At 63.6% G+C, this 20,830-nt stretch carries 18 protein-coding genes and 1 tRNA gene; 7 read left to right on the top strand and 12 right to left on the bottom strand.

Annotation, left to right across the window (positions count from 1 at the left end; genetic code table 11):
• Positions 1-88 precede the first annotated feature (88 nt).
• The 3 genes from nadC to AC1DRD_RS16270 are packed head-to-tail and all read left to right on the top strand — an operon-like array spanning position 89 to position 2,093.
• Positions 89-940 carry a carboxylating nicotinate-nucleotide diphosphorylase gene (gene nadC, locus AC1DRD_RS16260; RefSeq protein ID WP_478042141.1) on the top strand — a complete coding sequence of 284 codons (852 nt, stop codon included), beginning with the start codon at positions 89-91 and terminating at the stop codon, positions 938-940.
• A gap of 35 nt (positions 941-975) precedes the next feature.
• A complete protein-coding gene (locus AC1DRD_RS16265; RefSeq protein ID WP_478042142.1) occupies positions 976-1,386 on the top strand; it encodes a hypothetical protein in 411 nt (136 codons plus the stop codon).
• Positions 1,383-2,093, top strand: coding sequence for a ribonuclease T2 family protein (locus AC1DRD_RS16270; protein ID WP_478042143.1), 711 nt, complete (start codon positions 1,383-1,385; stop codon positions 2,091-2,093). The genes AC1DRD_RS16265 and AC1DRD_RS16270 overlap by 4 nt, the downstream gene beginning before the upstream one ends.
• A gap of 255 nt (positions 2,094-2,348) precedes the next feature.
• Here the strand turns inward: AC1DRD_RS16270 and AC1DRD_RS16275 are convergent, their stop codons facing one another.
• Both AC1DRD_RS16275 and AC1DRD_RS16280 read right to left on the bottom strand, forming a co-directional pair.
• Entirely contained in the window at positions 2,349-2,771 is a 423-nt protein-coding gene (locus AC1DRD_RS16275; protein WP_478028890.1) for a DUF4112 domain-containing protein, read from the bottom strand.
• 8 nt (positions 2,772-2,779) lie between these two features.
• Positions 2,780-4,243, bottom strand: coding sequence for an ABC transporter substrate-binding protein (locus tag AC1DRD_RS16280; protein WP_478042144.1), 1,464 nt, complete (start codon positions 4,241-4,243; stop codon positions 2,780-2,782).
• A gap of 595 nt (positions 4,244-4,838) precedes the next feature.
• On the opposite strand from AC1DRD_RS16280, the gene AC1DRD_RS16285 reads away from it, so the two are divergent.
• A complete protein-coding gene (locus AC1DRD_RS16285; protein WP_478028892.1) occupies positions 4,839-5,750 on the top strand; it encodes an OmpA family protein in 912 nt (303 codons plus the stop codon).
• 109 nt (positions 5,751-5,859) lie between these two features.
• On the opposite strand, the gene AC1DRD_RS16290 is transcribed toward AC1DRD_RS16285, so the two are convergent.
• A complete protein-coding gene (locus AC1DRD_RS16290; RefSeq protein WP_478028893.1) occupies positions 5,860-6,249 on the bottom strand; it encodes a cupin domain-containing protein in 390 nt (129 codons plus the stop codon).
• A gap of 167 nt (positions 6,250-6,416) precedes the next feature.
• Here AC1DRD_RS16290 and AC1DRD_RS16295 point away from each other — a divergent pair, with 167 nt between their 5' ends.
• Together AC1DRD_RS16295 and AC1DRD_RS16300 are read left to right on the top strand one after the other, a co-directional pair.
• Entirely contained in the window at positions 6,417-6,614 is a 198-nt protein-coding gene (locus AC1DRD_RS16295) for a hypothetical protein (RefSeq protein ID WP_478028894.1), read from the top strand.
• 40 nt (positions 6,615-6,654) lie between these two features.
• Complete coding sequence (locus tag AC1DRD_RS16300) at positions 6,655-7,698, top strand: rod shape-determining protein (protein WP_478028895.1); 1,044 nt, start codon at positions 6,655-6,657, stop codon at positions 7,696-7,698.
• Between the two features lie 198 nt (positions 7,699-7,896).
• Here the strand turns inward: AC1DRD_RS16300 and AC1DRD_RS16305 are convergent, their stop codons facing one another.
• From AC1DRD_RS16305 to AC1DRD_RS16320, 4 genes are all read right to left on the bottom strand, one after another.
• Positions 7,897-9,375: a radical SAM protein gene (locus AC1DRD_RS16305; protein WP_478042145.1), complete on the bottom strand. Its 1,479-nt coding sequence runs from the start codon at positions 9,373-9,375 to the stop codon at positions 7,897-7,899.
• Between the two features lie 217 nt (positions 9,376-9,592).
• On the bottom strand, positions 9,593-10,201 hold the full coding sequence (locus tag AC1DRD_RS16310; protein ID WP_478042146.1) for a cupin domain-containing protein: 609 nt from the start codon (positions 10,199-10,201) through the stop codon (positions 9,593-9,595).
• Positions 10,202-10,217: 16 nt separating this feature from the next.
• On the bottom strand, positions 10,218-10,670 hold the full coding sequence (locus AC1DRD_RS16315; RefSeq protein WP_478042147.1) for a GNAT family N-acetyltransferase: 453 nt from the start codon (positions 10,668-10,670) through the stop codon (positions 10,218-10,220).
• A 635-nt stretch (positions 10,671-11,305) separates the two neighbouring features.
• Entirely contained in the window at positions 11,306-12,415 is a 1,110-nt protein-coding gene (locus AC1DRD_RS16320) for an acyltransferase family protein (protein ID WP_478042148.1), read from the bottom strand.
• A gap of 538 nt (positions 12,416-12,953) precedes the next feature.
• Between AC1DRD_RS16320 and AC1DRD_RS16325 the strand changes: the two genes are divergently transcribed.
• Positions 12,954-14,933 (top strand): hypothetical protein, encoded by a 1,980-nt coding sequence (locus tag AC1DRD_RS16325; RefSeq protein ID WP_478042149.1) that lies wholly within the window; start codon positions 12,954-12,956, stop codon positions 14,931-14,933.
• Between the two features lie 140 nt (positions 14,934-15,073).
• On the opposite strand, the gene AC1DRD_RS16330 is transcribed toward AC1DRD_RS16325, so the two are convergent.
• The 5 genes from AC1DRD_RS16330 to metE form a co-directional block, all read right to left on the bottom strand.
• Positions 15,074-15,159, bottom strand: a tRNA-Leu gene (locus AC1DRD_RS16330).
• A gap of 175 nt (positions 15,160-15,334) precedes the next feature.
• Positions 15,335-15,616 carry an integration host factor subunit beta gene (gene ihfB, locus AC1DRD_RS16335; RefSeq protein ID WP_478028904.1) on the bottom strand — a complete coding sequence of 94 codons (282 nt, stop codon included), beginning with the start codon at positions 15,614-15,616 and terminating at the stop codon, positions 15,335-15,337.
• A 212-nt stretch (positions 15,617-15,828) separates the two neighbouring features.
• Positions 15,829-17,541 (bottom strand): 30S ribosomal protein S1, encoded by a 1,713-nt coding sequence (rpsA, locus tag AC1DRD_RS16340; protein ID WP_066812708.1) that lies wholly within the window; start codon positions 17,539-17,541, stop codon positions 15,829-15,831.
• Between the two features lie 237 nt (positions 17,542-17,778).
• Positions 17,779-18,525, bottom strand: coding sequence for an acyl-CoA thioesterase (locus tag AC1DRD_RS16345; protein WP_478042150.1), 747 nt, complete (start codon positions 18,523-18,525; stop codon positions 17,779-17,781).
• Positions 18,525-20,828: a 5-methyltetrahydropteroyltriglutamate--homocysteine S-methyltransferase gene (gene metE / locus AC1DRD_RS16350; RefSeq protein WP_478042151.1), complete on the bottom strand. Its 2,304-nt coding sequence runs from the start codon at positions 20,826-20,828 to the stop codon at positions 18,525-18,527. The genes AC1DRD_RS16345 and metE overlap by 1 nt, the downstream gene beginning before the upstream one ends.
• Between the last annotated feature and the right edge of the window lie 2 nt (positions 20,829-20,830).

The raw sequence follows: 20,830 nt of genomic DNA on the forward strand, positions 1-20,830 counted from the left end.
AGCGTCAGGCGGGCGCGGTATCGGTAGTCTCGGCGGCGACCTTCTGACGATTATGGGGTCGCGCGCCCGATCGCGGCGCGCTACCAGCATGGCCATGTTCGACCTGCCTGGTTTCGACCTCTCCGCCTTCGTTCGCGCCACGCTCGCCGAGGATCTTGGCGATGGCGGAGACATTACCTCTGCCGCCGTCATCCCGGCCGATGCGCGCTTCACCGGCGTGATGGACAGCCGCGACGCGATCATCGTCGCCGGCCTGCCGATCGCCGAGGCTTTCTTTCGTGCGCTCGACCCCGGCGTGGCGATCGAGCGGCTGGTCGCCGACGGCCAGCGGGTTGCGGCCGGCACCGACCTGATGCGCCTTGAAGGCATGGGCCGCGCGATGCTTACCGCCGAACGCTCTGCGCTCAATACGATCCAGCATCTGTCGGGCATCGCCACGATGACCCGCGCTTATGTCGACAAGATAGCCGGGACCGGCGCCATCCTGCTCGATACGCGCAAGACCATCCCGGGCCTCAGGTTGCTCGAGAAATACGCCACGCGAATGGGCGGCGCGACCAATCATCGCATGGGCCTGTGGGATGCGGCGATGATCAAGGACAATCATGTCGCGGTGGCCGGATCGGTTGTCGAGGCGGTTCGCCGCGCCGCCGCCGCCGGGATCGAACGGATCATCGTCGAGGTCGATCGCGTCGACCAAATCGAGCCGGCGCTGGCGGCAGGGGCGACGCACCTGTTGCTCGACAATATGGATGTGCCGACCCTGCGCGGGGCGGTGACCCTGGTCGGCGGGCGCGTGCCGACCGAGGCGTCGGGCGGGGTGCGGCTCGACACGATCCGCGCGATCGCCGAAACCGGCGTGACCTATATCAGCGTCGGACGGCTGACGCAGTCGGCGCCGGCCGCGGATATCGGTCTTGATTTCGCGGCGATCGGCTGACCATTATAAAAGATATCAGGGGCTTAGGGGGATTTATGGCAAGACCGAAGTCGATCAGACTGTTCGAACTCTTCTATCTGGGGTCAGTGCTGGTGGAGGCGGTGAACACCGCCATGACCTGGGCCGCGACCGACGCCAACCCGCAGACGATGCAGGTCAAGCAGATGCTGGGCCCCTGGTTCCCGGCGCTGCTCACGGTGTTCACGTTCACCTTGTGGCTGCTGCTGTGGTATTTCGCCGCGCGGACGCGCAGCAATGTCGCGCGCTGGGCGATCGCCATCCTCTATGTGCTCGGATTGATCGGGTTCGTCTTCTCGCTCACCGTCAGCGGGCCGCAATTGGCGCTACCGCTCGGCCTGTCGGTCGTGTCGCTGATCCTGACCACGCTGGCGGTTATCTGCCTGTTCCGGCGGGACGCGTCCGCCTGGTTCGGAGCGTCGGCGTGAAAGCCCGCGCCACGCTCGCGGCCCTGACGGCTTTGCTCCTGCCCGGCATCGCCAATGCCCAGGCACTGGTCTGCACGCCGAGCGCCAATCCGCCGCGGCCCAACCCGGAATTGCCGACCGCCGACCAGCCGCAGCGCGTGCTGCCGATCGGCGGCTATACGCTGGCAATCACCTGGGGACCGCAATTCTGCCGCAACGGCGGGTTCACGCCCTCGGCGAGGTTTCAGTGCGGCAGCGGCAATCGCTTCGGCTTCACGCTGCACGGGCTGTGGCCCGACGGCGTCGGCAAGGACTGGCCGCAATATTGCACGGCAACCAATCTCGTGCCGCCGCCTGTGATCAAGGGAATGCTCTGTACTACTCCCTCGGCGCAGTTGATCCAGCACGAATGGGCCAAGCACGGCACCTGCATGGGAACGACCCCGGCGGCCTATTTCGCGCGGTCGAGCGCGCTGTACGCCAAGCTCCGCTATCCCGACATGGACGCGCTGTCGCGCCGGCCGCTAACCGTCGGCCAGTTCGCGGCGGCGTTCGCCAGGTCCAACCCGGGCATTCCCGCGAGCGCGCTCCGCGTGACCGCGAAAGGCGGTTGGCTCGACGAGCTATGGCTGTGCCTCGACCGACGCTTCGCTTACGAACGCTGCAAGCCCAATGCCGGCGGGCTTCCCGGCAATGCGCGGTTGAAGATCTGGCGCGGCCGGCGCTGAGGCGACTGACGCAATTTTAGGTAGATCGGCATCCGGATTTTCCCCTCCCTGCTTGCAGGGAGGGGATCAAGGGGTGGGTTGAGCATCGGGCGAGGCTCGATGCCTCGTCCGATGCTGTTTTGCCCAGCGGAACCGGAGTTTTTGAGAGCGCGCAGACGCGCGCACCCACCCCCAACCCCTCCCTTGCTGGGAGGGGAGTCTGAAATACCCATGCGCATGAGCGGTTGCGACGGCGCCTAGCCGCTACGATCGCGGCTACCCCTCGATCACCGCCGTCGACGGGTGATGCTTGTCGAGATGCTTGCGGATGATCTTCAGATTGCGGCTGTTCGACCGGAAGAAGAAGTCGGGCACCGCGCCGACCCAGGGGATCAGCCCCAGCGCGAAGTCGACGCCGACATTGCCAAACATCCGCGCCATCTGGGTTTTCGACATGCCCAGGTTGCGCGCTTCCCATACCATGTACGACCCCAGCGCGGCGCCGACCAGGTCGCCAATGCCCGGGACCAGGTCCAGAATCACGTCCAGTCCCAGTTTCTGGTTGGTGCCGGGGATCTTGATCAGCCCTTCGAGCAAATGCTCCAACCCCTCGATGCGCTTGCGCACGGAGGCGGCGTCGCGTCCCATCGGGACGATCTGGCTGATATCGGGACGCGGGATACGGGTCGTGTTGGCCATGGTCCGATCTAGTTGGTGTCGTTCCGTAGTCGATTCAACGGGTGCCATGCGCGCGGGTTCCCCTGCCATTGCTGCAGCCGCAGCGACACGAGCGACCAGCGCAACGGCGGGGCGATCGGGATGAAGGCGACATCGGCGGCCAGCGCGGCATCGGCTTCGGCGATGTGCGTGGCGCGCTCCGCCATGGTCGGGGCGTCGCGCGCGGCGGTCAGCGCGGCCTGCGCGTCGTCGCTGCACAGCGCGCAAGCGGTGGCGAGATACCAGCGCGCGCTGTCATAGGGCGCGACCTCGTCGATCAGCCGCAGGTCCGCCTCGGCCTTCATCGCCACGCGGATCGGTCGGATCCCGATCGTCGCCAGCCGCGCGCCGATCTGACCCCATAATATGTTGCCGCCCGGCGTATCGGGCAGAGCCACCCGCAAGGCGATCTCTCCCGGATTGGCGAGGCGATAGGCCGCCACTTGCTGGCGGGCGTCGGCCAGCCGGGAATCGGGCGTCAGCGTCGCCCAGGCCGATACCGCCGGCGCGCTCGCCGAATCGAGCTTGTCGGGCAACAGGCGCTCGACCGGCTGCCCCCAATCGGGCGTGAAGGCGGCGATCAGGGCCGGGCGATCGATCGCCTCGGCGATCGCGGCGCGCCCGGCCGCCGCGGCGAGCAAGCCGTCGCGCTTGACGATCGCCAGGCCGAACAGCCCGGCGGCGGGGTCGAGGCGAATATTCGCCGGCGCGACCTTGGTCATCGCGACCAAAGGCCAGTCGCCGATCGCCCCGCCGACGACGAAATCCGAATCCTTGTGCCTGAAACGCAGCAACGCACGTGCGGCGCTTTCGCCGATCAGCTGGACATTCTGCTCGGGGCCGGGCTCGGCGACCTCGTCGTCGGGCGATCGTGCCGGATCGAAGGCCGGGCGCAGCATCACCGAATTGGCGGCGGCAGTGGACACCCGGAACGGTCCGCTCCCGCCCGGCGGATTCTCGCGCCGGACCGTCAGTTCGGGCTGCGCGAACAGCTTGAGCAGATCGGGGCGCGGCCGGCTCAGCCGCACCTCGATCACCTGGTCGGTCATCGACACGATATCGTCGATCGCGGTCAGGAACGGCTTGAGCGGATTGCGCGACGAGGGGGCGATAGCGCGCTTCAGGATGATCGCGACGTCGGCGGCGGTGACCTTGCCGCCGTCGCTCCATTCGGCCTCGCGCAGGCGGAAGATATAGGTGCGGCCCTGGTCGATCACGATCCAGCGCTCGGCCAGCCCCGGCTCGATCTGGCCGCTCGCGTCGAAACGCACCAGGCCCTGCGCGGTGGAGTCGAGCAACAGGCGCTGCGTGGTGTCGGCCGGGCGCTTGTTGACGTCGGGATAGGACGGCCGCCCGCCGATCGCGCTCACCACCACCGGCCCGGTGTCGGGGCGCGGATTGCACGATGCGAGCAGCAGCAGGAGCAGGGCAGGGATGCGGCGAGGCGCGGTCATAGACGCGTTGTGCCAAACTCCGCGGCGTGGCGCCATGGTGCGGACGGCGGAACCCCAAACCCGCTGCGAAGGAAGCGCAGAGCTTACAGGCATAAAGCCTTCAAGTTCTTTATCATTTTATAGTTGCTGGACGCCCATCCGGTCTTCCGATTTGGTCACCCGATCGGCCAAAACAGTCGGCGTCCGCAATTGCTCTGCAGCCATAGCTGCGCACCCCGATTTCGTTCGTTCGCCGTATCGGTGATTTACCATGAAAGCCGGCGCTCGACTGTCGCCGGCCACTCTTTCCGGCAATCGCGGTCAACGGCCGAGCGTTAACTATTGCGCTTTTGCGCCGGGCGATTTCATCGGCTCGCCGCGCAATGCGCTCCAATTATCCCTGCAACCACCACCATCACGGGCGGCGTTCATGTGCGCGAAAGGTTGGTCCGAACACCCAGCAAGTCCCTGATGTTCGCGTACGGCGTCGCGTCGCACTTGCCGAGGAAAACTGGTGTGGCGTGATCAACCTGCCCGATGGGCAACACGGAGAGGACGGCCCGGCGATGCGTGCGACCACCAACGCCCGGCTGGTCAGATTTCAAGGAGCAATACGATGAGTGCAATTTCCAAAAACCCAAGAATGCTTTTCATGCTCGCCATGCTTACTGGCACGATGTCGGTCGGCGTGCATGCACAGCAGACGCCGCAAGATGCGGCTCCGGCTCAGGCTCCCGCTTCGGCGCCGGCCAACCCGGACATCACCGTGAACGGCACCGCGCCCGCCGACTTGACCGGGATGCCGGACGGGCCCGACGTCGAAGGCTTCATTTCGGCGCGCAATGATCAGAAGATGCAGGTGACGACCGCGGGCGGAACCAAGACGGTGGTCCTGATCAGCGATGGCACCAGGATCAAGTCCAAGGGCGGCCTGCTGGGCCTCCGGAGCAACAAGCTTGCCGCGGACCAGCTGCTCAACGGCCTGCCGGTCGACATCAAGACCGTGCAATGGGGCGGCGGCCTGGTGGCGAGCCAGATCGCGCTCAAGACCAAGGATCTCAGGACCGCGTCGATGATCCGCAACGGCACCGACCAGCGCTTCGGCGAACAGGCCGCGGCAACCGAGGCGCTGCGCGGCCGCGTCGCCGATATCGATCAGTATAACGTCAAGGGCACGACCAACGTGACCTTCGATACCGGCAAGGCGGTCCTGTCCCCGCAGGCGAAGGCCGATCTCTGCGCCGCGGCAACGCAAGCCGAAGGGATGAACAACGCTTTGCTTCTCGTCGTCGGCTATACCGACTCGACCGGAAGCCAGGATTTGAACCAGACGCTGAGCGAGAAGCGCGCCAGCCGCGTCGTCAATTTCCTTCAGCAAGAGTGCCATTGGAAGCCGTATCGCATGCTGACCCCGACCGGCATGTCCGAAGCGGATCCGGCGGCACCCAACGACACAGCGGCCGGCAAGGCACAGAATCGCCGCGTGGCGGTGAATATCATGGTCAGCAAGGGCCTCGACGGCATGTAAGGCGCTTCGGGGTGGGCATTGCCCACCCCGAGTTCCGCTTTGGCCTGGGCAGATCCGCATGAAGCCAAAAGCGGCCGGCGCGAACGCCCGCACGCAACTCAGCGCCGGCCTACTCCAGGTCAGTCTGGATCCATTGCGGCGAGTGATGGATGTCGATCGTCTGAAGCCGGCCAGGCCCCAGATTCTCGAACTTGTGCGGCACGCCCGCCGGACCGAGCACGACCTCTCCGGCGGACGCCTCGATCACGGCATCGCCGACGAAAAAGCGTGCGCGGCCCTGTATCACGATGAAGGTCTCGTCATAGGGATGGACATGCAGCCGCGGACCAACGCCGATCTCGTCGGTACCATAAGCGAGCACCGTGACCGGCCCGTCGAGGTCCAGCCCGGCGACCGAGCCTCGCCACGGTCCTCCCCCGGCGGGATCGAACAATGTCGCTCGTGACGCCGGCCGTCCGTCCGGCCGAACGCTGGCCGGGTCAAAATCCGCGCGACTCATTCTCAACCTCCATCTCCGTCGGCATTTCGGGGCGATCCATCGATCGTAACGGCTCCGGGCGCAGTCGGATGCTCCCGACTCGTCGTATTTGGCGCCGCGCTTCCCATATACGGTCCGGGAGAGCTGATTTGGACCGGACAATACCATCCGACGTCGTCGAGCAGTGGATGACTCACCTTCGGCTGCAGCGGACGCGGGCGCGTGACGCGGTCTGGCTGATCGAGGAGGGCGCCACCTTGCATGACGGGCGCATCGGCCAGCCGATGCACGATGCAACTCAGCGGTGGCTTAATGAGCAGCGAGAGGTCATTGCGGAAGTCGACCGGCTCGTCGCCCTCTATGATGAGCTAAACGCCAGACAATGATGCGCGGATGGTCGCGCGCCTCCTAAAAGATCGAGTAACAATGCGCGTACCCCGCTTTTTTTCCACGACGTCCAACGACATGGCGATCGACCTCGGCACGGTGAACACCATCGTTTACCTGCGCGATCGCGGTATCGTGCTCAACGAGCCATCGGTCGTGGCGATCGAGCTGATCGACGGTTTGCCGCGATTGCGGGCGTTCGGGATGGAAGCCAAGCTGATGATCGGGCGGACGCCGCAGGGCACCTCGACCGTGCGGCCGATGCGCGACGGCGTCATCGCTGATGTCGATATCGCCGAACAGATGATCAAGGCGTTCATCGACAAGGCGCATGGCGGCCCCTCGCGGCTCCCGCGTCGGCCGGAAATTCTGGTCTGCATTCCTTCAGGTGCGACCCAGGTCGAGCGGCGGGCGATACGGCAGGCCGGGACCAATGCCGGCGCGCGCAGGGTTCGCCTGATCGAGGAGCCGATGGCAGCGGCGATCGGCGCGGGCCTGTCGATCAACGAGCCGATTGGCACGATGGTCGTCGACATCGGCGGCGGCACGACCGAGGTTGCGGTCCTCTCGCTCGGCAACCTCGTCCATCACGCATCGACCCGCGTCGGCGGCGACAAGATGGACGATGCCATCGCGTCGAGCATTCGCCGCAACCACAATCTGGTCATTGGCGAGACGACGGCGGAGCGCATCAAGCTGGAGATCGGCGTTGCGCGGATGCCGGAGGACGGCCGCGGGCTCGTCATGGCCGTACGCGGCCGCGACCAGGTCAACGGCGTACCGCGCGAGATCGACATCTGCCAGGCGGACATTGCCGGGCCGCTGAGCGACCTCGTCGATCAGGTGATCGAGACCGTGTTGCGCACCCTCGCCGCCACCGCGCCCGAACTCGCCGCCGACATCCATGAACACGGTATCGTCATGACCGGCGGCGGATCGCTGTTGACCGGCATCAGCGACGCGCTGGCCGAGGCGACGGGCGTGCCGGTGATCATCGCCGAAGATCCCCTGACCAGCGTGGCGATGGGCGCGGGCAGGGCGCTCGAGGACGAGGCGTATTCGGGGGTGATGATCGATAGTTAGGGGTTGTGGGTGCTGGTTGGGGTCGCGGGGTTCTGATCCACGGGAGAGCTGCGATTGGGCACCTGCGCGACCGGACGGGTCAGCGCCATGGCTGCAATGCTCCCTAATTGCCGACATTGGTTATACAATGAACTTTCCAAAAACGGCCGTTCGTTCACCTGGTCGGAAGTCTGTGCCAACGGCATCGTGCGGCCAACCTCAGTCCGCCATATTTTTAGTCTCGACGTCAGCAATATCTCGGAATTGGTGACGATCGCCAAAGGCGGTGGGCAACGCACTGTCACCAAAGCCCGCAGCCTTTGCGATCAGGCGTGGCAAATTGGTCCGCCAGAACCGGCCTTGCTCGCCGATGGCGTGCATATCGCGCTCGAGATGCTTTTTAGGACAGCCGCCCCAGCACACCGGAAGAAAAGAGCAGTGTCCGCACGTAGGTAGCCGTGTTGGATCGAAGCCTGCCCAGAAACTCTCGTCGGGCATCGGGTTGGAGGTTTCTTCCAGCGGGCCCAATTGTCCGACCGCGCGCCCCGCTTCACCTACCTGCAAACCACAGCGGTACAATGCCTTGTCGGCACCTATCACAGTTGACGCGTCGGACAAAGCGGCACACACAGATGTTCGAGGATGCGGATAACCGTCGGGTGCTTCGGATTCCTCGATTTGCCCGATCCCATCCAGGCGCGCACGAACCTTGGTGCGCTCGGCGTCGAACTCAGCCAACGTCAGTTCGAAACCTCGCATGAAGGACGACACGGAAGAATAGGCCGATAGACGCGCCGGCTGAAACACCGCCGGCCTTAGTCCGGAAAACCAACATCGTTCCTCAGCGAAATCGAGGAATGGCGTCAAGTCGCCGATGTTACGTCGGTCGATGTTGAAGCGAAGGTCGACCCGAACCGTACCAACCAAGGCATCGACCAGGGCGACGGCTTCGTCGAAAGAACTGAGTACAATCCGATTGCCCGAGTAGCGAAAGCCCTTGCGGATCCGACGCCGTTTATCGTGGTGAGCCCGCATCCCATCGAACGAGATCTGCACCTGACGGATTGCGTGAGCGCGAACAAATGCGACCGGGTCATCGGGCCATAAGGTCCCGTTCGAAATAACCGAAGCATGATAGGCGACGCCATGGGTTCTGCAGTGTTCTTGGAGTAAATGCGACGCGTCGCCAAGAAACTCGACATTTAATAGAGGCTCACCCCCATACCAATCGACGTGTAGCGATTTGCGTCCCCTAGCGATCACGGTCTGATCGACGAGCGCAAGGATATCATCGATGGCACTGGCTTCTAGTGCGGACTGGCTCCGCTCCTCGTAACAATAATAGCAGCCGAGATTGCAATCCATCGTTGTTGTGATCGTCAGCACCGCCGGCGTACCGCCGCGTGCTGTCCAGAACCTCTCGCGGATAGCGCCGACCTCATCCGCGTCGGAGCGAACGAGAAAGCCGCCGCGGATAAATTCCTTCCGCGTCTCATCCGGCAAGTGGTCAGCTACGCGAGACTGGGGAGATTCCATCAGTTCGCCAAGTGCGGCGGCTTGCCCCCCCTCAAGCCGCGTCAGTGCGCCACTGGCGGTATTAAATAGCGCCACACAACCGTCTCCATCACGGACGGTAAAGTTGAACATCGAAGGCTGAACTAGCGCCGGCAAGCGGTCAATCTCACCACCGCTGGCCATTTTGTCAGAGCTCAACAAGTGCGAGGCAGGTCGAGGTGCCCCCGCACAGTCGAGCGGCGACTTTCTGCGAAGGTTGAAGAGCGCCATCGACCACTTGGGTTGTTTTTACTTCGAACCGCATCCCAGGTGTCAGCGTAATGGCCGGGCGAGCGTCGTTCGATTCAATCAGGTGAACAGTTGGCGTGCTACTCATGGATGATCTCCCTTGCGCTGTTAGCTAGTCGATGTGCTCACCAGTCACGGCGTGTGGATGAGAGAAGCGGTTGCCTTCCGACGCTTTGAAAAAGCGATAGAGGTACATGACATGCGTGTCGCTGTCCGGAGCAGAGGTAAAGCTGTAGGGCTCGCCGTTGGGTACAAAGAACCAATCACCAGGTCCGAAGGTTCGTCCTTCATAGTCGATGCTGCCGCGCACGACGATGCGCAGGCTCCCGCCTGGGTCCTCGACCGTATTCACCGGGTGAACGTGCGGCGAGACATGCGTGTTCGGCGGGAACACCGTCTCGAACACACGCATCTCAATCATATTGACTGGCAGCTGCCATTTCTCGATGCCACTGCCAAAAGGGGCATCGACCCGCAATTCTTCGCGGGCCTGTCTGGCCCGTTCGTCAAAACTCGTGACAGGGGCGGGGGCGAAACCCTTAGAGAGTAATTCCTCGGGTGAATATGCCTCACGCACCATGCCGAAGCGGCGAAGCTCTGCTCGCGAGAACTTTGTACGTTCCGGCTCGTGGCTTAGCTGACGTTCTTCCGCTGCCCGGCGCAGCGTCTCCGTCTCGGCGTCGTTCAAGGTGAAGATCGTCTCGTCGATTTCCCGATACATATCCGCCTCCTGTCAGCTACGGCTGCGCCACCAGGGTGACCTGATGCACTTCTTCTTGTTCTACGACGAAGCCGGCACGCTCGTAAAAAGAGCGCGCCCGAGAGCCGGGAATAACGTTAGCACGGATGGTGCCGCTCCCTACCCGATCCTTTTGCCAGGCGAGCACCGCACTGCCCAAGCCTCGGCCGCGAAAATCCGGCGCGATGAAGAAATTCTCGAGAAAAGCATCACTGCGCTCCCGGTTGACCGCGATCCAGCCGATCGGTTGGCCTTCAAGCTCAAGGATTTGAGTGTTCTTCGGCACCCAGATTTCTTCGAACCGGCGCGCTTCCTCTTTCTCGTCCCAAGGTACGCCACGCTCTTCTTTGATCAACGGCTCAACAAGGGTTCGGATAGAATCCGAATAAAGTAACCAAGCAAATGCCCGGTCACTACTGCTTGCATTTCTCGATTGTACTGCGGCTTGCATAGAACACACTCCGCTGGAATCGAAGTTATCATAATTTGGAATCGTTGGGAGTCAAGAGGACTTAAAATATATTCGAAATAAAATAAACCATTCTGGTTTAAATTGTCGAGCGCATAACAACTAGACGCTTTCTGCATCGTGAAGCGCGGTACGTCGACTGCGCCCCGGCGTTCCCACCGAAGGCAACGAACTGGACGCTATGATCAATGGAGTTATCCACGCGCTCAATGGGGCCATGGCGTGAGTCGGACGACCATCGTAACGAGCGCCGGGGAAGTGCAACGGCTATTATCGAGGACACAATGGCGAACCGGCGGGCGTCTTTTGTTTTCCGACCAGCTGTTCGCCGGTCTAAGTTCCGGATGAACTAAGTCCCTTGCTGCTAGGAACTAAGTCTTGTTCAAGCGCACAGCAGTTGCTCGTACCTAGATTAGTCGCTCGCTGATGAGATTCGCTTTTCACGTCGCGCCAGCTAAATGCCGTTGGTCGGGTTGCGACTCAAATTCAGACAAGGCCTTGGTGAACTGATCAGCTTTCGCTCCTGTGGCATCTAGCCTCGTGGCTCGCCTGCCGATGAGCGGCAGAGTGGGGTTTATTTTGGTCACGGGCTCGCCATGGCCAACGTAGAATCATCGCTAAGGCCCGCTGTCCGCCGCCCGGTAAGGCGCAACCGAGCCGCCAAGCGGCGTTACCGGATACCGTCTGGCCCACGCCGCGCGCACCGCCCTGCGTCCGGGACGCTCGACCAGATGGAGCACAACGTTCGCCAGGGCCAGAACGACGACAAAGAACGTCACATAGAGAGCGATGACGCCCGTCCAGCTGGCATGCGACTTGCCGAGCGCAGCGAAAAAGATGTTCAGGACCGGATAGTGAACCAGATAGATTCCATAGCTGCGCTCCCCCAGCCACAGGAACGGGGGCGCTTCGAACGTCTTGATGCGCAGCACCAGCAATAGTGCCGCCGGCCAGGCCAGCAGGTCCAAAGGCAGCAACGGGCTGTAAGAGCCGACATTGATCGTCACGCCGATCGCCAAGGTCAGGGCAAGGGCGATCGTCGGCACCCGCGCCAGTATCTCACGATATTGCCACAATAGCTGCCCGATGAAGAACCCGAGCACGCCTCCGATCAGATAGTCGGCGCCCCAGGGCCCACCGGGCAATCCGAGCATGGCGAGTTTCGTTACGATGAGCGCGACGAGTGCTACCGAGATCCAGGTGAGCGCTCTTTTGCCCGAACAGGCCGCCAGGGCGAACAGAATGTAGCAGAGGATTTCGACGGAGATCGACCAGCTCGGGCCGACGAATCCGCTATCGGCCCCGGGCACGAGTCCCTGCAGCATGAAAAGGTGGCACAGGAAGATCGGGAGCGTGTTTTCCGGCCTACCCCAATCCAGGACGGCCACGATCAGCAACATGGTGAGATGGAGCGGATAGAGCCGCGCTATGCGCGCCACGGCGAAATCGCCGAGCTGACGCGCGGTTCGCAGCCCCGCGCCGCCGAGATAGACATGGGCGAAGATGTAGCCCGAGATGAGGAAGAACAGGTCGACGAAGGTCCAGCCCCAGCGGAAGAACCAGCCGGCTACGCCGCCAAAGAAGTCACTCAGGCCGTTATAATAGAATATCTGGAGGTGATATCCGGCGACGACGCACGCGGCGATGCCACGCAGGCCGTCGAGCCGCGCCAGACGGGGAACGGCTACAGCGCTACGCGGTCGGGGGGCATCTGAGGGCTGCTCCATGAAGGACCGCGCTAACGGCCCGACACTATTTTATGATTAACGCGACATGGTCGCGCATCGGCTTCTCAATCTGGTGCGGACGGCGGGACTGGGCCCTGCGCTCTAAAGGATGGGGGTCCTATTGCCGTCCAGACGCGCTCGTTGGCGCCGGCGATATTGCGATCACGGCCGGACGCGAGACCCCTGAGTCAGATCGGTACGGGCTTTGATAGCGCTACCTATTGACAGCGCTCGTGCAATAAATCAGACAAATGAAATACGCCACGATGATGGCGACCAGTCCCGCTCGGCGCTTGCCGCGCAGGGCTGAAAAAATTTGGGATGGGCGGGGATGAAAGGCTTATTCAAACCGGTTCTGGTTGCTGCCCTGTGCGGCGCGGCGCTTGTCGCGCCGGCGCAGATCGTGGCGGCATCTAAAGCTGCGGCGCAGTCTTTTACCTGGAAAACGGTGCCTTGGGGCGGAGGCGGATACATTCCGGCATTCCTGTACCATCCTAAAAGCCCGAGGATTCTATACGCGCGCACAGACGTCGGCGGAATGTACCGCTACGATTACAAGGCCCAGAAATGGATTCCCTTGCTGGACGATCTGAGCCGTAGCGACGCGGACCTGATGGGTGTGCTGGCCATGGCCATCGATCCCAACGACCCTCAAAAACTTTATGCGGCGTGCGGCCTATACATCTCCCAATGGGCGCGAAAGGGTGCGATCCTGCGGTCGAACGATCAGGGCCGGACCTGGCAGAAATTCGACCTCCCGATCGGCGTCGGCGGCAACGCTGATGGACGCGGCACGGGCGAGCGGCTGGTCGTCGATCCGGCCAACGGCAAGATAATCTATTACGGCAGCAACCGCGACGGCCTGTGGAAGAGCAGCGATGGCGGGGCCAGCTTCGCGCGCATTGCCGCGCCGGTGAGTTCGATCTCTTTGCTGTTTTTCGATCCGCGCGACCATGTGCTGTATCTCGGCGGCGTCGACGGCCAGGGCCACCTGTTCGCCAGCCAGGACGATGGCAAGACTTTCACGCCTGTCTCCTCGACCCCGGACATGATCCCGCAGCGCATGGCGCAGGGATCGGACGGCACGCTGTTCGTGACCTATGCCCGGGGCGACAAGGAGGGCGAGGTCAATCCGGCCGCTGCGACAACCGGGGGCGTGTGGCGCCGGGATCCGCAGGCCAAGTGGGCCGAGATCACGCCCGAGAAACCGGTGAACGGCGCCAAGTTCGGTTATTCGGGGGTCGATGTCGGTCCGGACGGAACGCTGGTCGTCACCACGCTCGACCGGTGGTGGCCGGGAGGGGAGATCTATCTCTCCCGCGATTCCGGCAAGACGTGGATAGGCCTCCACGATCAGGCCAAGCGGTCGGAGGGTGATTATGCCTGGGCCAAGGACTGGCAGAGTAACGGCTGGTTCGGCGGCTGGATGTCGGACGTCAAGATCAACCCGTTCAACAAGAACGAGTTGATCTACCAGGATCAGGGCGCCTGGGTGGTCACCAACCTTAGTGATGCGGGCTCCGGCAAGGCGTTGAATGTCGTGTTCCCCGACGAGGAATTGGAGGAATCGGCACCGCTCGATCTTGCCGTCCCGCCACAGGGCGCCCAGTTGTTGCTGGGGATGGGCGACAATGCCGGCGGAGCCTATTTCGATCTGACGCTTCCCCCGGACCAGGGTCTGTTCCGTCCCGCCCGGGGGAACGTCCCGGGCATCGACTATGCCGGGTCGAAGCCGCTTTATGTCGTTCGCACGTCGGATTCGGCCAAGCACAAGGGCTTCGTGTCCAATGACGGCGGGATGAGCTGGGCGGAGCTGCCGACTTCGATCTTCGAAACGCCGGGCTATCCGAAGGCGGACTGGTATGATCCGGGACGTATCGCCGTATCGGCGGGCGCCACGTCGCTCGTCTGGGCGGCTGGTAGCGGTCCGCCTTATTATTCGAAGGACGGCGGCAAGAGCTGGACGAAATCGGGTGGCGTACCCGATCTCAAGGATCGCAATTTCCGCCCCATCGCCGACAAGCGGCTCGACGGCGTCTTCTACATCTTCGATCCCGCGGGCCGCATCCTGATCAGTACTGATGGTGGAGCCAGTTTCACGCCGATCGTGACGGGATTCCAGGAGGTCGCGCCGTGGCAGCGGGCGAAGCTCGAAGTTGTGCCGACCATCCTGCGCGACTTGTGGCTGGCCACTCCCAACGGCTTGTTCCACTCGCCGGATTCCAAGCACGCCGCTAATCAGATTGGCCATGTCGACGCGGCCTGGGCGGTCAGCTTTGGTGCTCCGCGAGCGCCTGGCGGTTACCCGACAGTCTATATGGCCGGGAAGATCAATGGCGTAAGCGGACTCTGGATGTCCGAGGACCAGGGCGGATCCTGGGCCGAGATCACCAATGAAGGTCGCAGGATGGAACTCGTCGGCATCGTCGCGGGCGACATGAAGAAGTTCGGCGTCCTGTTCGTCAACACGCCCCATGGCGGGATTATGGTAAGCAGCGCGGCGGAAGTGGTAAAATAGCGAACTATACTGGGCCCGAATCGCGATATCCGGCGACGGCGCACGCAGCGATAACCGAGCCGTCCGTCAAGCCGCGCCCGCCGGGAAACGGCTAAAACGTCGCGCCGCGGGGCCTTCGGGCGCTGCGCCATCTTATAATCTGGTGCGGACGGCGGGACTCGAACCCGCACACCCATAGGGCGAGGGATTTTAAGTCCCGTGCGTCTACCAATTTCGCCACGTCCGCGTGTCGGCACAGGTCGCGCAGGCGCGCGGCTTGGTCAAGCCGGGAGTTGAAGGAGAAGGGCCGTCACGCGAGTAAATCGCGTGACGTCGGTCAGGCGCGTCGCGCCTGCCGGCCGGCCTTCGGTGAGTCCTGGTTCAAGCTGCGCTTCGCGTCGCTTGAACCAGGCCACCTTGGCTCAGGAAACGTTGAGCCGGACGCGCATTTCCTTGCCGGGCTTGAAATAGGGGACGCGCTTGGCGTCGACTTCCACTACTTCGCCCGTCCGCGGGTTGCGACCAGTGCGCGCACCGCGCGCACGCGTTGAAAAAGCGCCGAAGCCCCTCAGTTCGACGCGGCCATCGGCCGCCAAACGCCGCGAAATCTCATCGAAGAACGTCGAGACGATTGCCTCGACATCGCGGAGCGCAAGATCTGGATTGGCTTCTGCAAGCTTCTGAATCAGTTCCGAACGAATCATACGAACACGGTCTCCCCAGAGTCGAAGGACCACCGGGGCACGTCCCGGTCTTCTCCATCAACTACCCGTTTTTCCGAGAATTTCCCCCTCGCGGAAAAAGGGCCCCCACCGATGCTTATCATAAAGAAAAACCGTCGAACGCAATAGGACCGATTCGACAGTGAAAGTGTAACAAAAAGGGTAGCATCTTCAGGATGCTACCCTTTTTGAGCTTACTTCTTGGTATCGCGGGCCTTGAGCGCTTCGCCCAGAATGTCGCCCAACGATGCGCCCGAATCGGACGAACCATATTGCGCGACGGCCTGCTTCTCTTCGGCGATCTGCATCGCCTTGACCGAGAAGGTCGGCTTCTTCGAACGATCGAAGCCGGTGACCATGGCGTCGAACTTCTGGCCGACCTGGAAACGCTCCGGACGCTGCTCGTCGCGGTCGCGGCCAAGATCGGTGCGCTTGATGAAGCCGGTGGCGCCATCGTCGCCGACCTGAACCTCGAGGCCCGCATCGCGGACTTCGAGCACGATCACGGTGACGACCGAGTTCTTGTTCAGCTTGTCGCCGGCGCCCGAAACCACGGCGGCCGACGGGCCACCACGCTCGAGCTGCTTCATGCCGAGCGAGATGCGCTCCTTTTCGGCATCGATGTCGAGCACGATCGCGGTCACCATCTCACCCTTGCGGTGCAGGTTGAGCGCGTCCTCGCCCGAAATGCCCCAGGCGATGTCCGACATGTGGACCATGCCGTCGACATCGTTGTCGAGGCCGATGAACAGGCCGAATTCGGTGGCGTTCTTGACTTCGCCCTCGACCGTCGAGCCGACCGGATGGGCAGCGGCGAACGCTTCCCACGGATTGGCCTGGGCCTGCTTGAGACCCAGCGAGATGCGACGCTTGTCCTCGTCGACCTCGAGCACGACGACATCGACTTCTTGGCTGGTCGAGACGATCTTGCCCGGATGGACGTTCTTCTTGGTCCAGCTCATTTCGGAGACGTGGACCAGGCCCTCGATGCCCGCTTCGAGCTCGACGAACGCGCCGTACTCGGTGATGTTGGTCACGCGGCCGGTCATCTTGGCACCGACATGGTATTTGGCGGCGGCGCCATCCCACGGATCGCTCTCGAGCTGCTTCATGCCGAGCGAGATGCGCTGCGTGTCCTTGTTGATGCGGATGATCTGAACCTTGACGGTGTCGCCGATGTTCAGAACCTCGCTCGGGTGCTGGACGCGCTTGTAGCTGAGGTCGGTGACGTGGAGCAGGCCGTCGATGCCGCCGAGATCAACGAACGCACCGTAATCGGTGATGTTCTTGACCACGCCGTCGATGATCTGACCCTCGGCCAGGCTCTGGATGAGGCCCGAACGCTGCTCGGCGCGGGTCTCTTCGAGCACCGCGCGTCGCGACACGACGATGTTGCCGCGCTTGCGGTCCATCTTGAGGATCTGGAAGGGCTGCGGGATGTCCATCAGCGGCTGAACGTCGCGGACCGGACGGATATCGACCTGGCTGCCGGGCAGGAACGCCACGGCGCCGTCGAGGTCGACGGTGAAGCCACCCTTGACGCGGCCGAAGATGACGCCTTCGACGCGAGCCGACTGGACGAATTCGGCTTCGAGCTTGTCCCAGGCGGCTTCGCGGCGCGCGCGGTCGCGCGACAGCATCGCTTCGCCATTGGCATTCTCGACGCGGTCGACGAACACTTCGACTTCGTCGCCAACCTTGAGGTCGGCCTTCTGGCCCGGCGCGGCGAATTCACGCAGCGGCACGCGGCCTTCGCTCTTCAGACCGACGTCGATGACGGCCATGTCGTTTTCGATACCGGTGACGGTGCCGTGCACCACGCGTCCCTCGAAGCCGTCGGCGTCGCCAAGGGTCAGTTCGAGCAGTTTCGCGAAATCGTCACGTGTCGGGTTTGCCGTAGTGGCCATAAAAATATTATTCCTAATCAACTGTTTCCGGCCAACCGGTTGTCTCCGGTGGTCTTGGCCAAAACGCCGCGGCGGCCGAACGCCGACGCGGCATCCGCTGGGCAGACGCTGCGGAGGATGGGCTCAACGCTAAAATGCGAAAAGGGCGCCAGAGGGTACCTCCGCGCCTTCCTCCGCGAGAACCTGCTCGCCGGACGGGCGGGCTCATAGCGATTTCAGAGCGCGGAGGCAAGCGTATCAGCCGATCGGCGCAGGGCGTCCGGCACGGTCGACCGCCACCATCACGAACTCGGCGGTCGCGGCGCGGCGGCGATCGGCGTTCAACAGGTTTTCCGCCCATAATTCGACGCCAACGCGAACCGAGCTCGTTCCGCTCATCATCACCCGCGCGATCAGCTCGACCATCTCGCCTTCGCGCACCGGCGAGCGGAAGTCGATGCGATCGGATGCCGCCATCACCATCACTGCCCGGGCATGGCGGGTCGAGGCGATGAAGGCGGCCTTGCCCAGCATCCTCAGCGCGTCGCCACCGAACAAGGTGCCGTAATGATTGGTCTGCGGCGGAAACACCATGTCGACCATGTGCAGCCGGCCATCCTCGGGTTCCGCCGCGCTGTCGAGCGGCGGCAGCGGCAGCTGCGTGTCGGGGCCTTTGACCGCGACCAGGGTGAACAGCCCGCGCGTGCAGAGCCGCCGGGCGCCGCTTAACAGCTCCTCGGCGGTCAGCTCGATCTCGACATCGACCGACCGCGTTCCCGCCCGGACGACGCGCCCCGTCGCCTCGATCAATTCGCCCTTCAGCGCCGGCGCGGTGAAGTCGATCCGTTCCGAAGCGGCAGTGACGAAGGGCGCCCGGCCATGGCGCGAGGCGGCGAGGAACGCCACCTTGTCCATGTGCGCGAGCGCCACCCCGCCAAACAATGTGCCATGATGGTTGGTGTCGCCCGGGAACACCATGTCGATGAGGCGGACGACACCCGACATCAGGCCGGTTCCACCACCCGGACGCGGAGCTCGCGGGCGGCCGCGACCATCGCATCGATCGCCGGCTTCACTTCCTCCCATTTGCGCGTCTTCAGCCCGCAATCGGGGTTCACCCACAATTGCTCGGGACGGAGGTGATCCTGGGCCAGTCGCATCAGCGCGACCATTTCCTCGACCGTCGGCACGCGCGGGGCGTGGATGTCATAGACGCCCGGCCCGATCGCGCTCGGATAGCGATAGCGCGCAAAGCCTTCGAGCAATTCCATCTGCGACCGCGCGGTCTCGATCGAGATCACATCGGTGTCCATCGCACCGATCGACGGCAGGATGTCGTTGAACTCCGAATAGCACATGTGCGTGTGGATCTGCGTCGCGTCGGCGACCCCGGCGGCGGACAGCCGGAAGCAATCGACTGCCCAATCCAGATAAGGCTGCCAGTCGCGCCGGCGCAGCGGCAGACCCTCGCGTAGCGCCGCTTCGTCGATCTGGATCGCCTTGGCGCCGGCTTTCTCCAGGTCGACAACCTCGTCACGGATCGCCAGTGCGATCTGGCGGCACGATGCCTCGCGCGGCTGATCGTCGCGGACGAACGACCAGTTGAGGATCGTCACCGGACCGGTCAGCATACCCTTCATCGGCCTGTCCGTCAGGCTCTGGGCATAGCGCCACCAGTCGACCGTCATCGGCTTGGGCCGCGACACGTCGCCGAACAGGATCGGCGGCCGCACGCAACGCGAGCCATAGGACTGGACCCAGCCGCTGACGGTGAAGGCGAAGCCCGACAATTGCTCGCCGAAATATTGCACCATGTCGTTGCGCTCGAACTCGCCGTGAACGAGCATGTCGAGCCCGGCTTCCTCCTGCCAGCGGATCGCGCGCTCGGTCTCTTCGCGGAGGAATTGTTCGTACGCCGTATCGTCGAGCGTCCCGCGATTGTGATCGGCGCGCGCGCGGCGCACTTCGGCGGTCTGCGGGAACGATCCGATCGTGGTGGTCGGGAAAGCCGGCAGGTCGAGCGCCTCCGCCTGTGCCGCGCCGCGGACTGGGTAGGGGGATTGTCGCGCGCGATCGCCCGGCGTGATCGCCGCCAGCCGCTCGGCCACCCCTGCATTGTGGATCCGCGGCGAAGTCTTGCGCGCCGCCGCCGCAGCGCTCGATGCCGCCAGATCGTCGGCAACGCTGTCGCGGCCTTCATTGAGCGCACGCTTCAGCGTCGCGAGTTCGCCGACCTTCTGCACCGCGAAGGCCAGCCATTGCGCGATTTCCGGATCGATCTTGCGTTCGAGCGCGAGGTCGACCGGCGTGTGGAGCAGCGAGCAGGACGGAGCGAGGACGATGTCGCGCTTCGCGGCGATCGGCTCGAGCCGGTCGAGCAACGCGGCGAGATCGGCGCGCCACACGTTGCGCCCGTCGATCACACCGAGCGAGAGCAATAGCGACTTGGGCGCCTTGGCCAGTACCGCGTCGAGCTGTTGCGGTGCGCGGACGAGGTCGATGTGCAGCCCGGCGACCGGCAAATGGATCGCGAGGTCGAGATTGTCCTCGAGCCCGCCGAAATAGGTCGCGAGCATCAGCTTCACGCCGGCGCGCGGCAGCTTGGCGTAAGCGCGGGTGATCGCGTTGCGCTGACGTTCGGTCAGGTCGAGCACGAGCACCGGCTCGTCGATCTGCACCCACTTGGCGCCCGCCTGACCCAGCTGCGTCAGCACGGCCGAATAGAGCCCCAGCACCTCGTCGAGATAGTCGAACGGATCGACCCCGCGACCCTTGGCGAGGCTCAGCCAGGTGATCGGTCCGAGCAGGACGGGACGCGTCTCGAACCCTTGCGCCTTGGCCTCACGGTAATCGTCGACGATCTTGGCCGAGCTCAGCGCGAGTTTCTGTCCGGCGACCAGCTCGGGGACCATATAATGGTAGTTGGTGTCGAACCATTTGGTCATCTCGCACGCGGTCAGGCTGCCGTGCCCATGGCCGCAACTAGCGTCCTCGCCCGTCGTCCCGCGTGCCATCGCGAAATAGGTAGCGAGGTCGGAATCGCCCGCCGTCTTGCCATAGCGATCGGGGATCGCGCCCAGCATCAGGCTGGTGTCGAGGACATGGTCGTAGAGCGAGAAATCGTTCGACGGCAGCCAGTCGGCGCCGAGTGCCCGCTGCCGTGCCCAGGCGGCGGTGCGCAGCCCGGCGGCGGCTTCGAGCAGGTCGGCCTCGGACGACTGGCCCGACCAGAAGGATTCGAGCGCGAATTTGAGTTCGCGGCGCGGCCCGATGCGCGGGAATCCGAGTGTGGCAACTGTGACGGTCATGG

Source organism: Sphingomonas sp. P4_G2 (genome assembly GCF_056401155.1).